This is a genomic window from Hymenobacter ruricola, assembly GCF_015694525.1.
Classification (GTDB): Bacteria; Bacteroidota; Bacteroidia; order Cytophagales; family Hymenobacteraceae; genus Hymenobacter; species Hymenobacter ruricola.
Window position 1 is genome coordinate 84,935 of record NZ_JADQDM010000006.1, and the last position, 14,512, is coordinate 99,446.

18 protein-coding genes are annotated in these 14,512 nt (G+C 61.5%); 12 read left to right on the top strand and 6 right to left on the bottom strand.

Features of this window, described 5'->3' with window-relative positions; translation table 11 throughout:
* Positions 1-69 precede the first annotated feature (69 nt).
* A complete protein-coding gene (locus I2H31_RS13265; protein WP_196293524.1) occupies positions 70-630 on the top strand; it encodes a Spy/CpxP family protein refolding chaperone in 561 nt (186 codons plus the stop codon).
* Between the two features lie 81 nt (positions 631-711).
* Here the strand turns inward: I2H31_RS13265 and I2H31_RS13270 are convergent, their stop codons facing one another.
* Positions 712-1,341 carry a class I SAM-dependent DNA methyltransferase gene (locus I2H31_RS13270; protein ID WP_196293525.1) on the bottom strand — a complete coding sequence of 210 codons (630 nt, stop codon included), beginning with the start codon at positions 1,339-1,341 and terminating at the stop codon, positions 712-714.
* Positions 1,342-1,360: 19 nt separating this feature from the next.
* Entirely contained in the window at positions 1,361-3,601 is a 2,241-nt protein-coding gene (locus tag I2H31_RS13275) for a xanthine dehydrogenase family protein molybdopterin-binding subunit (protein ID WP_196293526.1), read from the bottom strand.
* Between the two features lie 150 nt (positions 3,602-3,751).
* Between I2H31_RS13275 and I2H31_RS13280 the strand changes: the two genes are divergently transcribed.
* A complete protein-coding gene (locus I2H31_RS13280) occupies positions 3,752-4,243 on the top strand; it encodes a group II truncated hemoglobin (protein ID WP_196293527.1) in 492 nt (163 codons plus the stop codon).
* Positions 4,244-4,253: 10 nt separating this feature from the next.
* Here I2H31_RS13280 and I2H31_RS13285 read toward each other — a convergent pair whose 3' ends face one another.
* Positions 4,254-4,679 carry a winged helix-turn-helix transcriptional regulator gene (locus I2H31_RS13285; RefSeq protein WP_196293528.1) on the bottom strand — a complete coding sequence of 142 codons (426 nt, stop codon included), beginning with the start codon at positions 4,677-4,679 and terminating at the stop codon, positions 4,254-4,256.
* A 100-nt stretch (positions 4,680-4,779) separates the two neighbouring features.
* Between I2H31_RS13285 and I2H31_RS13290 the strand changes: the two genes are divergently transcribed.
* The 5 genes from I2H31_RS13290 to I2H31_RS13310 all read left to right on the top strand — a co-directional run bounded on the left by I2H31_RS13290 (position 4,780) and on the right by I2H31_RS13310 (position 8,368).
* Positions 4,780-5,646, top strand: a complete 867-nt coding sequence (locus tag I2H31_RS13290; protein WP_196293529.1) for an SDR family oxidoreductase — start codon at positions 4,780-4,782, stop codon at positions 5,644-5,646.
* Positions 5,647-5,797: 151 nt separating this feature from the next.
* Entirely contained in the window at positions 5,798-6,523 is a 726-nt protein-coding gene (locus I2H31_RS13295) for a DUF6683 family protein (protein ID WP_196293530.1), read from the top strand.
* 61 nt (positions 6,524-6,584) lie between these two features.
* Positions 6,585-7,259 carry a hypothetical protein gene (locus I2H31_RS13300; RefSeq protein ID WP_196293531.1) on the top strand — a complete coding sequence of 225 codons (675 nt, stop codon included), beginning with the start codon at positions 6,585-6,587 and terminating at the stop codon, positions 7,257-7,259.
* Complete coding sequence (locus I2H31_RS13305) at positions 7,256-7,975, top strand: hypothetical protein (RefSeq protein ID WP_196293532.1); 720 nt, start codon at positions 7,256-7,258, stop codon at positions 7,973-7,975. The genes I2H31_RS13300 and I2H31_RS13305 overlap by 4 nt, the downstream gene beginning before the upstream one ends.
* Before the next feature lie 18 nt (positions 7,976-7,993).
* Positions 7,994-8,368 carry an MmcQ/YjbR family DNA-binding protein gene (locus I2H31_RS13310; RefSeq protein WP_196293533.1) on the top strand — a complete coding sequence of 125 codons (375 nt, stop codon included), beginning with the start codon at positions 7,994-7,996 and terminating at the stop codon, positions 8,366-8,368.
* A 14-nt stretch (positions 8,369-8,382) separates the two neighbouring features.
* On the opposite strand, the gene I2H31_RS13315 is transcribed toward I2H31_RS13310, so the two are convergent.
* The 3 genes from I2H31_RS13315 to I2H31_RS25645 all read right to left on the bottom strand — a co-directional run bounded on the left by I2H31_RS13315 (position 8,383) and on the right by I2H31_RS25645 (position 10,191).
* Entirely contained in the window at positions 8,383-8,694 is a 312-nt protein-coding gene (locus I2H31_RS13315; RefSeq protein WP_196293534.1) for an antibiotic biosynthesis monooxygenase, read from the bottom strand.
* Between the two features lie 48 nt (positions 8,695-8,742).
* Complete coding sequence (locus I2H31_RS13320; protein ID WP_196293535.1) at positions 8,743-9,345, bottom strand: short chain dehydrogenase; 603 nt, start codon at positions 9,343-9,345, stop codon at positions 8,743-8,745.
* Between the two features lie 69 nt (positions 9,346-9,414).
* Positions 9,415-10,191, bottom strand: coding sequence for a helix-turn-helix transcriptional regulator (locus I2H31_RS25645; protein WP_196293536.1), 777 nt, complete (start codon positions 10,189-10,191; stop codon positions 9,415-9,417).
* Between the two features lie 198 nt (positions 10,192-10,389).
* Here I2H31_RS25645 and I2H31_RS13330 point away from each other — a divergent pair, with 198 nt between their 5' ends.
* The 5 genes from I2H31_RS13330 to I2H31_RS13350 are packed head-to-tail and all read left to right on the top strand — an operon-like array spanning position 10,390 to position 14,505.
* Positions 10,390-10,968: a helix-turn-helix domain-containing protein gene (locus I2H31_RS13330; RefSeq protein ID WP_196293537.1), complete on the top strand. Its 579-nt coding sequence runs from the start codon at positions 10,390-10,392 to the stop codon at positions 10,966-10,968.
* Between the two features lie 58 nt (positions 10,969-11,026).
* Positions 11,027-11,482 carry a DUF7832 domain-containing protein gene (locus tag I2H31_RS13335; RefSeq protein WP_196293538.1) on the top strand — a complete coding sequence of 152 codons (456 nt, stop codon included), beginning with the start codon at positions 11,027-11,029 and terminating at the stop codon, positions 11,480-11,482.
* A gap of 1 nt (position 11,483) precedes the next feature.
* Positions 11,484-11,810: a ribonuclease E inhibitor RraB gene (locus I2H31_RS13340; RefSeq protein WP_196293539.1), complete on the top strand. Its 327-nt coding sequence runs from the start codon at positions 11,484-11,486 to the stop codon at positions 11,808-11,810.
* A gap of 59 nt (positions 11,811-11,869) precedes the next feature.
* Positions 11,870-13,681 (top strand): ABC transporter ATP-binding protein, encoded by a 1,812-nt coding sequence (locus I2H31_RS13345; RefSeq protein WP_196293540.1) that lies wholly within the window; start codon positions 11,870-11,872, stop codon positions 13,679-13,681.
* Positions 13,682-13,725: 44 nt separating this feature from the next.
* The gene (locus tag I2H31_RS13350) at positions 13,726-14,505 is read left to right on the top strand and encodes a DUF4145 domain-containing protein (protein ID WP_196293541.1); all 780 of its coding nucleotides are present in this window, start codon (positions 13,726-13,728) and stop codon (positions 14,503-14,505) included.
* Positions 14,506-14,512: the final 7 nt, after the last annotated feature.

Sequence of the window (14,512 nt, forward strand, 5' to 3'; positions counted from 1 at the left end):
CGGGGCTTTTTCGCGAGTAAACCCAAAGTCCCACTTTTTTCCAATCCCTCACCCCCAATTTCCCCTTCAATGAAAAAGTACCTGTTGCCCCTGTTCGCCGCGTTTGCCTTCACCGTAGGCACCGCCGCCGCCCAAACCACCCCCACCGGCACCGATGCGGCCGGCATGCAAGGCCCGGGCCGCGGCTACGGCCGCATGCAAGGCTCGCCCGAAGAAATGGCCAAGCGCCAGACCGAGCGCATGACCCAGGAGCTGGGCCTCAGCGCCGACCAGGCCGCTAAAGTGCAGCAAATCATGATTGCCCGCGGCCAGGAAATGCAGGCCATGCGCGGCCAGGGCCAGGGCGGCGACCGCGAAGCCATGCGCACCCAAATGCAGGCCAACCGCGAGAAGTACGACGGCCAGTTTAAAGAAGTGCTGACCCCGGAGCAGTACACCAAATACACCGCCATGCAGGCCGAGCGCATGAACCGCGGCGGTGGCCGGGGCATGGACGGTCCCGGCATCGAAAAGATGAAAGCCAAGGCCGACGGCGGCGATAAAGTCAAAATGAAAGACGACAAGCTCAAGCTGAAATCCGCCAAATCCGAAGACAAGGACGGCAAGTTGAAAGTGAAAGCCGATAACTAAGTCATTCCGCACGCCTGCCACCAAAAAAGCCCCGCTCGGTTTGAGTGGGGCTTTTTTGGTTAGCTAAATAAATCAAGTTCCCTATAGCTGCTTCTGAAATAACAGCCCCAGAATGCGCGGCACGGTGGTTTTGTCGTCGTCATCGAACCACTCGCGCAGCTCCACGCAGCGGAAACCGTGCTGCCGGGCGGCGGCCAGGTAGTCGGACACGTGGTGCGTGAAGCAGGGCAGCTCCACCACGCCGGTGCCGGTTTCAAACCGGGCCTTGCTGCCGAGGTACTGCTTGAAGGGGTGCAGCTCGCCCAGGTAGAAAAATCCGTTGGGCTTGAGGGCCGCGTGGCCTTGCCCGAACACAAAACCCAGGTCCTCGATGTGCTCCAGCATCAGGCTGCAGGCCACCACGTCGGCCGGCTGCCGGGTCCAACTCCAGGGCTGGGTGATGTCGGCCTGCCGAAAGCGCACGGAGCCGCCGGCCAGCTTGGCCTGGGCGCGGGCCAGCATTTCGGCCGAAAAGTCCACGGCCGTGACCTGAGTGGCTTTCGCGGCCAGCCATTCGGTGTTTTTGCCCGTGCCGCAACCCAGTTCGATGACGTTACCTAGCGGAATATCGGCCAGCAGTTGGCGGATGGCCACGGCTTCGAGGTCGCGGGTTTTGTTGGGGACGGTATCGTAGGTATCGGACCAGGAATTGTAGGCGGTTTGCACGTTCATGGCCGAAATTTATCTAAAATCACGCTTTCGTGGCAGCGGGCAGCAGCTTATCGGGCGTGATGGGCAGCTCGCGCACGCGCTTGCCGGTGGCGTGGTACACGGCGTTGGCCACGGCCGCCGCAAAGCCAACCAGGCCGATTTCGCCCAGGCCTTTGGCGCCGATGGGGTCGAGCAGCAGGTCCGGCTCGTTGATAAATTCAACTTCGATGCTGGGAATGTCGGCGTTCACGGGCACGTGGTAGTCGGCCAGGTCGTGGTTCACCACGCGGCCGTAGCGGTGGTCGAGGCGGGCTTCTTCCATCAGGGCCAGCCCGATGCCCCACACCACCGAGCCCAGCACCTGGCTGCGGGCCGTTTTGGCGTTGAGCACCCGGCCGGCGTCTACTACCGACACCACCCGGCTCACCCGCACCTCGCAGGTGAGTGGGTGCACCTGCACTTCCACGAAGTTGGCGCAAAACGACTTGCCCGAATAGCTCTCCATCTCGGGCACCTTCTCGGCTTTTTGCGTCACTTCCAGCGCCGGCAGCCCGTGCTGCTTCAGCACCTCACCAAAACTCAGGCGGCGCCCGCTCTGCTTATTCGAAATTACGAAGCCATTTTCCGCGGTCAACTCCTCGGGCTTAACACTGCCTAAGGCTTTGCTGGGCACGCTGGCGGCCAAATCCAGCAGCTGCTTTTTCAGCGCCGCGCACGCCTCGTGCACCGCCGAGCCCACCGAGGCCGCCGTGTGCGAGCCGGCCTGCAAGGGCGCTTCCGGGTAAGCCGCGTCGCCCAGGTCGAAGCGGATGTTGGCCGGGGCCACGCCGCTGGCGTCGGCCGCCAACTGGGTCATGATGGTGGCGGTGCCGGGCCCCGTGTCGGCGGTGGCGCTTTGGATGACGAGGGAGCCGTCGGGCAGCAGGCGGGCGCGGGCGGTGGCGGCTTGGCGCTCGGCTTTGTAGATGCCGGTGCTCATGCCCCAGCCCAGCAGCCACTCGCCGTGTTTCATGGAGCGCGGCGCGGGCGGGCGCTTGCTCCAGCCGAAGAGGGCGGCGCCGCGCTCGTAGCATTTGCCCAGGCCTTTGCTGCTCCAGGGCTTGTCGGTTTCGGGGTCGCGGTCGGCGTAGTTTTTCAGGCGCAGGGCCAGCGGGTCCATATTCAAGGCCACGGCCAGTTCGTCCATCGCCGACTCCAGGGCGAAGGAACCGCTGGTTTCGCCGGGGCCACGCGTCCAGGCGGGCGTGCTCAGGTCGAGCGGCACGAGGCGGTAATTCGTGTTCAGGTTGGGCGTTTTGTACGCCGATTTGGTGGGGTGCACGATGCGCTCGGCAAACTGCTCGTAGCGCGAGGTATTGCCGTAGGCCCGGTGCGTGATGCCCACCAGCGTGCCATCGGGGGTGGCGCCCAGGCCCATTTGCTGAATGGAAAGCGGCCGGTAGCCCACTAGGTTGAATTCGTGCTCGCGCCGGTTCATGAGCTTCACCGGCCGGCCCACCTTTTTGGCGCCTAGTATGGCCGCCACTTCCGGCGGCCAGATGCGCGACGAGCCCCCAAAGGCCCCACCCACGAACTGCGAATGCACCCGCACGCTCTCGGCCGGCAGCTGAAACATCCGCATCAAATCCTGCTGGGCCAGTTTCGGGCCCTGGGTTTTGGTGTACACCGTCAGTTTTTCGCCTTCCCAACTTGCAATCACGGCATGCATTTCCAGGGGGTTGTGCACCTGCATGGGGGTACGGTATTCGGCTTCAATGCGCACCGGCGCGGTTTTGTAGGCGTCGGGCTGGCCGCGCAGGTGGTCTTTTTCTTTCTTCGGCGCCTCGCTTCTCCCAAGGTTCGCGGCCAGGTCGGTTTGGGGCGGTGCGGCCTCGTATTCCACCCGCACCAGGGAGGCGGCGTAGCGCGCCTGCTCCAGGGTTGCGGCCACGGCCAGCGCCACGGGCTGGTTGCTGAAATGCAGCTGGTCGTCGTAGAAAACCTTTATTTCCTGGCCTTCCACGCGCGGGTTTTGGCTGGCTTTGGCGTCCTGGTAGCCGGGCACTTTGGGCGCGTTCAGGTGCGAGACGATGCTGAGCACGCCGGGGGCCTGCTCGGCCGCGGCCACGTCGAGCCGCTTGATGCGGCCACGGGCCACGGCGCTGGTTACCAGCACGCCGTGCACGCAGTCTTTCACGGAGTGCTCGGCGGCGTAGCGGGCCTGGCCCGTCACTTTCAGGCGGCCGTCCACGCGGCTCAGCGGGGCGCCGGTGGCGGAAATTGGGAGTACGGGATTTTCCATGGTAGTCAGGCCGAAGGGAGTCTGGCTGTGGCTGTACGATGGTCAGAGGCCGACGTTTCGCCGGCGCCGGGTGGCCGACACGCGGGGCGCGCCAGGCAAAGCGCGGCTTCCTCACTAGATTTAGCCACCAATCCCAACCGCTTGGCCGCCATGAATCCTGCCTCCTCCGACCCCAAACCCGTGCCCACGCTTTACGAATGGGCCGGCGGCATGCCCGCTTTTGAAAACCTGACGGCCGCGTTCTACCAAAAAGTGTTGCGGGACGAGCTGCTGGAGCCCATTTTCCGGCACATGGCGCCCAGCCATTCAGTGCACGTGGCGCATTTTCTGGCCGAAGTGTTTGGCGGGCCGGCGCAGTACAGCGCCCACGAGGGCAGCCACTTCCAGATGATTCAGAAGCACTTTTCGCGGCACCTCACCGAGCAGCACCGGCGGCGCTGGGTGCACCTGCTGCTGGAAACGGCCGACGAGCTACAACTGCCCGACGACCCCGAATTCCGCTCGGCCTTCGTGGCCTACCTCGAATGGGGCACCCGCATTGCCGTCCTCAACTCCAACACCACCGCCGAAACCGGCGTGGCGCCCGACGCGCCCATGCCGCGCTGGGGCTGGGGCGAGCCCGGCGGCCCCTACCAGGGCTAACATCAGCCAATTACGCGGCGACTCGGCCCATCCGCTCACGGGCCTCGGCAATGGCGGGCGCGTGGGCGGCGGCCCAGTTGCCCAGCTCAATCACGGCGGCCAGCAGGCTTTGGCCCAGCCCGGTGAGGGCGTATTCCACGCGGGGCGGCACCTCAGCGTACACGGTGCGCGCCACCAGCCCGTCGGTTTCCAGAGCCCGGAGCGTGACGGTGAGCATGCGCTGCGAAATGCCGGTGATGCGCTTGCGCAACTCGTTGAAGCGCAGGCTGTCGGTGCTGCCCAGGTGCAGAATGGAAAGCAAGGACCATTTGTCGCCGATGCGGTCCAGGATGTCGCGCACGGGGCAGAGGGCGAAGCTGTCGGGCGGCACGGTGATAATTTTTTTGGCCGCTTCGCGAATTTCTGTGGCCTGAGTGTCAGCAGTGGTTACTTCCATGTGCCTTGGGCAGAATTAAATGCCTTCTTGCGCCGGGGCAAAAGGGCCAAATACCTTTGAGTTACCAAAAGTAACCATAGGCCCTTTAACCTCCAACTCCATGATTGCCATTACCGGCGCCACCGGCCACCTCGGCCGCGCCACTATCCAGGCCCTGCTGGGCAAAGTACCCGCTTCCGAAATCGTGGCCGTGGTGCGCGACCCGCAAAAAGCCGCCAGCACCCTCCCGCAGGGCGTCACCGTCCGCATCGGCGACTACCACGACCCGGCCGCGCTGTTCGCCGCCTTCCAGGGCGTCGAAACGGCCGTGCTCATCTCCTCCAGCGAACTGGAATACGAAGCCCGGAAGCGCGAGCACGAAAACGTAATCGACGCCGCCCGGCAAGCCGGCGTGCGCCGCCTGGTGTACACGAGCGTGGTCAATCCGTCGCCGGACTCGCCCTTCAGCGCCTCGCCCAGCCACTTTGCCACCGAGGAATACCTGCGGGCCTCGGGCCTGGCCTACACCATGCTGCGCAATACGCTCTACCTCGACATTGTGCCGATGCTGGTGGGCGAAGGCACGCTGCCCAGCGGGCAGCTGTATTCCTCAGCCGGCGATGGCCGGGTAAGCTTCGGCCTGCGCGCCGAAATGGGCGAGATTCTGGCGAACGTGCTGAGCACGGAAGGCCACGAAAACCAGACGTACGACCTCGCCCCCGCCCCGGCCTATTCCTTCCAGGATTTGGCCGCCACGCTGGGCGAGGTGACCGGACAGCCGGTGGCTTACGTGCCCGTTTCGGGCGAAGACATTGCGGCTGCCATGCGCCAGCACCAGGTGCCCGAGCCCTTCATCAACCTGCTGCTGGGCATGAACCAAGCCATGAAAAACGGTGAGTTCAACGCCGCCAGCCCCACGTTTGAGCAGTTGCTGGGCCGCCGGCCCACGGATTTGAAAACCTACCTGGCGGGCGTGTACGGCAAGTAAGCGGGTCGGTAAATCCTTCGTAAAAGCCCTCCGGCAGGCAGCAAACCGGCTGTTCGCCGGAGGGCTTTTATTTTCTGGGCCATTCAACTTAATAAATGCCCGGACCGTAGGCAAGGTGTTCACCAACACCGGCCTTAGGGCTACTTGCCGTATGAAAATGCTTCCGCTCGTGCTCAGTGCCGCGTTGGTGCTGAGTGCCGTTTCCCAAGGCCGCAGCCAGGACATCGGCCCGGCCCTCGACATGTCGCTGATGGCTGGCTGGACCGGCAACGCGGCCATGCACTACGACCTGGAAAAACGCGCGGCCGCCGCCAAGGGTGGCCGCACCGCCACCAAAACGGCCGCCCCCAGCTATGCCTACCGCCCTTCGCCGGCCATGCGCGAGCAAACGGTGGCGCGCGCCGTGGAGAAACTGAAACCGACCAATCCCGCCGGAGCCAGCGCGCTGGCGTCGGTTTTTGGGCCCGGCAAGAACGACTACGAGCAGACCTACGCCGACATCATCAAGGGGACGGGCCTGCGCGCCACCGATGCCGCCGATGCCCTGGCCTGCTACCTGCTGATGGGCTACGCCATCGTGCACAACGTTCAGGACGATAAAGCCATCGGCCCATCCCTGGCGCAGGGCGTGCGCGCACAGGTGGCGGGCATTCTGGCCCAAAACCCCAGCCTCAAGCCCGACGACCCGGTGGCCGCCGCCCGCTTCGGCGAGGAGCTGAAGCTGCAATCGGTCATCTTGCAAGCCGGCTGGCAGGCGGCCGTGAAGCAAAACACTCTGGCGGCTTATCAGAATACCGTCGGCCAGAGCTTTCGCACCAGCTACGGCATCGATTTCAACCAGCTGAAACTCACGACGCAGGGATTTGCCAAACGGTAGTGCCAGCATTGCTGGGTAAAAAACACCGTTTTTTGCTGCCGCTCAACTTCCTGCCTTTGCCGTGGCTACTCTTGCCGAAGCCCAACGCCCGATAAACGATTTGCTGGTGGCCCGCCTGCGCGCGGCCGGGTGCGTGCGCGGCCGCTTTGTGGTGAGCGGTGCGGCGGCCCAGTTCAGCCTCAGCGGCGAGCGGGCCGACGGCAAGTCCATGCTCTTCTGGGACTTTGAGGACCGAATTTTCAATCGCCTCGTGGCCGACTACCTCGAAGCCGGCTATCCGCCCGGCACCGCTGGCCTCGCCGTGGAGGTGGACGTGCCCACCAGCCGCTGCACCTACCAGCTCACCACCGAAACCCAGCAGGCCGCCCTCGTTTCGGCGGAGCAGGACCGGGAGCTGCGCGCCAAACGAAACCGCCGCCGCTCCCGCACGCCCTACGGCCCCGAGCTGGCCGGGCAGGTGGCCGACGTCCTGCTGCGCGGCGCGCGCCTGGCCCATGCCCACCGCGACTACTGCGGCATGGGGCTCGAATACCGCAACCACGAATTTTACTACGGCGAAGTGTGGGACGGCTACTACGTGGAGGCCCCCAAAGCCGCACTGGCCACCCGCGACGCCTTTGTGCAGTGGCTGGCGCGGCAGTCGGACCACAGCCTCTCGCGGGTGGAAGAAACCGACCCCTGGTACTGGGACAACCAAACCATTACCCGGGCGCGGCTCGAAGAATTTGTGCGATGAACCAGCCAAGCTTCACCCCCACCCAGGCCCGCCTCAACGACGCGCTGACGCAGCTTTTCACCGACTCGGAGTGCTGGGGCGGGTATTTTCGAATGGAAGCCACCCCCGGGGAGGTACGCTACGATGCCCGGGGCCACCACCAAAGCGGCAAAGACATTGTCGTTTACCCATTCACCTTGCCTCAGCAGGCCCTGCTACAAACGCTGCTGCGCCAATACGCCGACGAAACCCCCGGCGGCATCGGCTTCCTCACCATTCAAGTGGACCTGCGCCGGCCCCTTTTTGCCTACCATTCCACCACCGTGGCCGAAGAAGCGCAGGGCGCCGCTGCCGAAGCTGCCGCCCGGGCCCAGCACAACCAGCAGCACCGCAAGCACCTGCGCCAAACCCTCTCGCCCGCTCCCTACGGCCCCGCGCTGGCTGCCCAAGTGGCTGAGGCGCTGGCGCAGGGCCATTGGTTCAACTACGGCCACCCGGCTTACTGCGGCATGGGTTTCGACCTCGTGGACGGCCGCTTCCGCTACGGCCGCGTGTGGGAAGGTGGGCTGGAGCCCGAGCGGGTTTTTGTCGACAAAAACGATTTCACGGCTTGGCTGGCCCAGCAGTCGGACCTGAGTCTGGCGCTGCTGGAATCGGAAGACCCGCTGCTCTGGCATAATCAGACCGTGACCCGCGCCCGGCTGTTGGAGCTGGTGGGCAAAGCGACTACCTTGTGAGCATCAATAGGTGCCGCTATGTTTGACCACGCCCTTTTTGAGCCCATTCGCCGGGCCGCGCTGGCCTTTCCCGGCACCGAGGACAGCCTGTCGCACAACGCCACGCCCAGCATCAAGGTGCGGGGCAAGCTGCTGTGCCGGCTGCACGAGAGCGGCGAGTTCATCCCGATTCACGTGGGGTTTGAGCGCCGCGACTATTTTCTGGAAACCTACCCGGAGACGTTTCACCTGCCCGAGCACTTCCGAAAATACCCCTACGTGGCCCTGTGGCTGCAACACTACCGCCCACGGGTGTTGCGCGAGGTGCTGGAAACCGGCTGGCGCGGCCTGGCTTCGCAACGGCAGCTGCGCGAATGGGAGCAACAACAGGCTGCCGGCCCGACCGGCCGCTAGCCTAACGCCGCGCCTTAATACTCGAACGTTTCGCAGTGCAACACGGTGGGCTCGAAGTCCAGCAGGTACCGGGCGTCTTCGGGATAATAACGGGCTTGCTCGTACTGCTCGCCCGCGAAGCCTTTGATGCTCTCGTAGCTGTCCCAGCGCGTCACCGTCCAGAAGTGGCACCGGTCGCCCTCAAGGCGGCGCAGCACTTGCACGCCGAGGTTGCCAGCGGTGCGTTTGTAGTCGGCCAGGCCGGATTTTTCCAGGTAGCGCAGGTAAGTTTCGGCGTGTTCGGCGCGCGTGATGCCGTGCCAGATGCGGGTAATAACAATGGCCATAAGGTGCAATGGGAAACTCAGCAAGCAATGAGGACGAAAGGCATCCCGTCAGGAATACACCTTCAGCACCTTGCCGGTTACGGCGCCCAGCACGCTGAGGAGGTAGGCGTTCACCAATTTGGGCATGGGCACTAGGTTGTAGCCCGGAAACCGGTCGCCGTACCGCTCCCGGCTGTCTTCCACCAAGCCGGGGCTCACCGCGTTGATGCGCTGGCCGTGCCGCAGCTCCTGCGCGGCGGCCAGCACAAAGCTGTTCACGGCCCCGTTGAGCATGGCCACGCAGGCGCCGTTGCGGGCCGGGTGCTCGGCCGCGATGCCGGAAGTGAGAGTAAAGGAGCCGCCGGCCGTGAGGTAGCGCTGCCCAATGAGTACCAGATTGACCTGCCCGAACAGCTTGCCCGCAACGCCGGCCATCATGTCGGCCTGGCGCATGGCGTGAAAGTCGCCGTAGTGCCCGGTACCGGCCGTGCAGATGCAGGCATCCACGGTCCCGAGCTGCTGAAACATGGTTTCGATGGAAGCTTCCGAGGCCAGGTCCACCCGAACGTCGCCGCTGCTGCGGCCGGCCGTGATGAGTTCGTGCCCGTCAGCGAAGGCCGCGGCCACGCGCCGGCCGATGGTGCCGTGGCCGCCAATGAGTAAGATTTTCATGCGAAATACTTTTGTGGTTGAGCCAGCAAAAGTATCTGGCCCCGCCACGGCCCGAATAGCCCAAACGGCTCAATCTATCGTCGTTTTGGCTCGCAGGTCCTGCGGGGTGTGGCCGTACTGCCTCTTAAAAATCCGGATGAAATAGGAGGTGTTTTCGAAGCCACATTCTTCGGCGACCTCGGCCACCCGCCGGTGCCCGTTCTGCAGCAGCAGCCGGGCGTGGGCCAGGCGCTGCTGGTTCAGCCACTGCCGGGGCGGGCACTGGTACTGGCGCTGGAAATCCCGCTTAAACGAAGCCAGGCTCCGGTTCGAGAGCTGTGCCAGGTCGGCCACCGTGACGGGCTGCAGCAAGTGGGCGCGCACGAGGAAGTCGAGGTCGCCGGGCGCCGTGCTCAGGGCTTCGGCCACAAAATCGGCCACCTGCTGCCGGTGGTGGCCGGCGCCGAGCAGCAGCAGCAGCTCCTGCTGCTTCAGGGGCATGAGGTGGTCCAGGGCCAGCGGCGGGTGGTCGAAGTAGCGCCGCAGCTGCGCCTTGAAGCCCTGCACCAACTCGTCGGCGGGCAAAAGCAGATAAGGCGGCGCATCGGCTGGCGGGCGCTTGCACCCCGTGGGCAGCGGCAGGGCTTTTAAGAGCCGGACGGGCAGAAACAGCAGCAGCGCTTCAAAGCCCACCCCCTCTTCAAGGTACTCGGCCATCACGTAGATGCCCTTTTTCAGCAGCACCGCTTGGCTCGGCCCCACTTCCAGCGTATGCCCCGAAAAGTGCAGCAGCTTCACCCCCTGGTTCACCAAAATAACGGTGTGCGCGGTCAGGAAAACCGTGCGCTTGCCCGCCTTAGACTCCACTTTAAGCTTGGCAAAAAATTCCGTTTTGCTGGCGAGAAAAGATGAATCTTGGGCTGAAACGGCGGGTGGAGGGAAGCGAAAAAACATGAAAGGGCCAGCCGAACGGTATACTTTTTCCAGAAATGTACGCATAAGTCTACAACTGTGTAGGCTTATGCGTACATTTCTGGAAAAAGTATACTTCTATTCTTCGTCCTCATGCCCCGCCAACGTATTTCCACCGAAACCCTCATTGGGGCCGTGCGCCGTCATTTTGGCCTCAGCCAGCAGGAACTGTCTATGATTCTGGACGTGAGCAAGGCCCTCATCGGCCACATTGAAGCCGGCCGCCGCGACCTCACCTCCGCCCTGCACGTCCGGCTGTTTCCCCTGGCCCGCCACCTGCCCGCCCCGCCGCTCCTGCCGCCCGACACCGAGCCGCTGCCCGCCACGGCGCCCGCCCCGGAGGCCGCCCCGCTGGAATTTCGCCGCAAGCTCTGCCTGCACCGGGCCGCCGGGCTTCGCCTCGAACTTGGCAAGCTCACGGCGCGGGCCGTGTACGCCAGCCGCTGGCAGCAGGCCCTGCCCACCATCCTGGCCGACCTCGAAGCCGCGGCTGCCCTCCTGCCGCCCGTGCCGGAAGAACAGGACCTGGGCGCCAGCATTCGCCGGTGGCTACCAAGTTTCGCCCGCCGCTTCAAGCCCAGCCACGCCGCCCAGTACCACCTGCTCCGCCTGCAAGCTGAAGCTTATGAAACCGAAGCCGCTGCCCTGGCCGAACTGCTGGCGCGGGTGTAGCGCCGCGTAGCTTGCACCAATTCAGCAATACAGTTAACCACCCACCACAGCAACGCAAATGGCTATTGACCGCGCAGACTGGCACCACGGCGGGGATTTTCCGTCAGGCCTTCCGGATGAAAACGGGGGCACCCACATCGGCATGTACCTCGCCTGGGTAATTAATAACCAGCTGGAAGGTGAAATTCACCACGAGGACGAAGATTCGGAGCAGCTGCTGGCGCAAGTCAGAAACCGGGAAATAACGGGCCGCGACTTTTTATTTCAAGCCTGCGATGAAAAGTTTTGGGAAAGCAACCTGAACGCGGAAGGATTGGCTTTCACGCAGCAGTATTACGTCACGACGGGCAGCGGCCCCACTTATTTCGAAGATTACATAGCTGCCCTCGCCGAGGAATTACCCAGCATCTACCACGTTGAAGACACCTGGGAAAACTACGATATTCTCAGTAAGCGTTTGGACCAGCGGTTTCGGGGGTGGAAGGCTGAGCGGAGCAAATCAATAAATAATTAATATGAATGCTTCTTTAGAGTCTGTGGTAGATATGTTTCGCAAAATGGAAGCGAACGGATGGGATATAAATTCTGCTTTAAAATGGGGCTTTTTCTTTTTTGACAAAGACAAGGATAAACTGCTAGATGTATTCTCTGAATTAGAAGACAGTCAATACAAGATTGAAGAACTGCATCAGGCGGATGCTGGCGATTGGGTACTTCAAGTTTCTAAAATAGATACTCTCACTCCCGAAAAACTTCACAGGCGCAATCTTGCGTTTAATGAATTAGCCGCTCATTGCGGCGTTGAATTATATGATGGCTGGGACGTAGGAAAAGTAGAGTAGCCCAAACAACCCCGCCCCCGCTCCCCGCGTCTAACCGGCTCCACTCCTTCCCCGCTTAGATGAGTCTCTGGCAAATTATTAAACGCCTGCTGCCCTTCGTGCGGCCCTACCGTCCTCTCGTCATTGCCACGCTGCTGCTCACGCTGGTGGGCTCGCTGGCCGCGCAGGTCAACCCCTTCGTGCTGCGCTACACCGTGGACACCGTGCAGGGCCTGCTCGACCGGCACCAGGCCCTGGCCGAGGGCTGGAACCTGCTGGCTTGGGTGAGTGGCATCCTGCTGGGCAAGGAAATCATCAACACCTTCATCACCTTCGGGCAGAAGTACTACGGCGAGAAAATTCGCATTAACGTGAGCAGCACCCTCTCGCAGCAGGCCGTGAGCCGGATTCTGAGCTACGAGCTGGGCTTTTTCTCCGACGAGGGCAACCAGACCGGCAAGCTCCAGACCCGCATCGACCGCGGCGTGGAGAGCCTCATGAAGCTGGTCCAAAACTTCTTCATCGACATCCTGCCGCTGTTTGCCAACGCCCTTGTGGCCCTGGTGGTCATGTTCGTAGCCAACAAATGGGTGGGGCTGGTGGCGCTGGCCATCCTGCCGGTGTACTTCTGGCTGAGCTTCCGGCAGGCCGACCGCCTGCAGGGCGTGCGCCGCGGCCTGCAAAAGCTGCGCGAGGAGAAAAACCACGGCATCATCAGCATCATCGACTCGATTGTGGTCATCAAAAGCTTTGTGCGCGAAGAGTTTGAAGCCAAAAAGCAGGCCGACACCCAAGCCAAGCTGGTGAACGCCCAGCTGGTGACGCGCAAAACCAACTTCCGCTACGACGGCCTCAAAACCTTCGTCGAGCAGATTGGCGTGGTCGTCATCATCGTCCTCACGGCCTACCTCGTGCTCGGCCGCCAGATTTCCATCGGCGCCATCATGTTCCACATCCTGCTCTTCAACAACGTGTCGGCGCCCATCCGGCAGCTCCACCGCATCTACGACGAGATGAACGAGGCCCTCACCTACTCCGAAGGCTTCTTCGCCATCCTCGACGCCGACGCGGCCATCGAGGAAACCGGCCCCCTGCAGCCCGCCCAGGTGCGCGGCACCTTCGACATCTGCAACGTCGATTTCACCTACCCCAGCGGCACCCAGGCCCTGCACGACGTCTGCCTCACCATCGAAGAAGGCAAAACCACCGCCCTCGTGGGCCTCAGCGGCGCCGGCAAAAGCACCATCATCAACCTGCTCTGCAAGTTCTACGCCCCCGATTCCGGCAAAATGCTCCTCGACGGCCGCCCCCTGGCCGACTACGACACCCACGCCCTGCGCCAGCGCATCGGCCTGGTGCTCCAGAAAAACCACATTTTCAAGGGCACCATCGAAGAAAACATCCGCTACGGCGACTTCACCTCCACGCAGGCCCAAATCGAAGCCGCCGCCCGGCAAGCCTACCTGCACGACCAGATTCTGGACCTGCCCCGCCAGTACCAGTCCGATGCCCAGCAGCTCAGCGGCGGCCAGCAGCAGCGCATCGCCATCGCCCGGCTCTTCCTCAAAAACCCGCCCATCATCTTCCTCGACGAGCCCACCGCCAGCCTCGACGCCATCGCCACCGAGCAAATCAAAAACTCGCTCGACGCCATCAAGCAGGGCCGCACGGTGGTCATCATCTCCCACAGCCTCGCCCAAATCGTGGATTCGGACTGCATCCACGTCATGAAAAAAGGCCGCCTCGTGGAAAGCGGCACCCACGACGAGCTCTACGCCCGCCACGGCACCTACCGCGAAATTTTCGACGCCTCCGCCCGGAGTTTAAATATTGAGAAGCTGGCGAAGACGATGGCTGATGACGGGGACGAAGTGCTGGATACGGCTTCGTGAGTTATAGTATATTTGGCCGTATTAAACATCTTAAACACAAAATAATGTCATCTAACCGAGACCTTTGGCTCAATGCCTCTTTTACAAAAACAGCTTGTCCTGAATGGAACTGCCCAACCTGCAAAACAGGTAAACTTACCGTTGCACCTGCTAATGTCTATTCAACCGAAACAAGGGATTCTATTCAACACCGCGATGACCCAGATTGGGAAGCATACTGGATAAGTTACAAATTCAGCGCGTCATTGAAATGCGATAATGCAAAGTGTGCCGATGTAGTTGTTACTTCTGGGTGGGGCTCTGTAGAAGAAGGTTACATAGAAACAGACAACGATTGGTATAGTGAGTACTATGATTCATTCAGGCCAGAATTTTTCACTCCACATTTGAACTACTTTACTATTGAAAGTGCGTGTCCAAAAATTATCCAGGATGAGATAAATAAATCATTCTCTCTGTTTTTCTTAGATGCTCATTCTTGCGCAAACAAAATAAGGATTGCAATTGAGTTATTAATGAATGAGTTTAAAATTCCATCCTCCAGAATAAATAAAGGAAAAAGAATTGGCTTATCTCTTCATGCGAGAATTATAAAATTCGGACTCAAGTATCCCAAAATCACGAATGCACTACTAGCAATTAAATGGATTGGTAACGCTGGAAGTCATACATCACCAATTGAAAAGAAAGACATAATAGATGCATATGACATTTTAGAACATTCACTAACTGAAATCTTCAGCACGAAGACTAAGGAGACTGAGAAAATTGTAAAAGAGATAAATAAGAAGAAAGCTCCTAGGTCAAAGGGCAAGCAGCATTAACAATTCC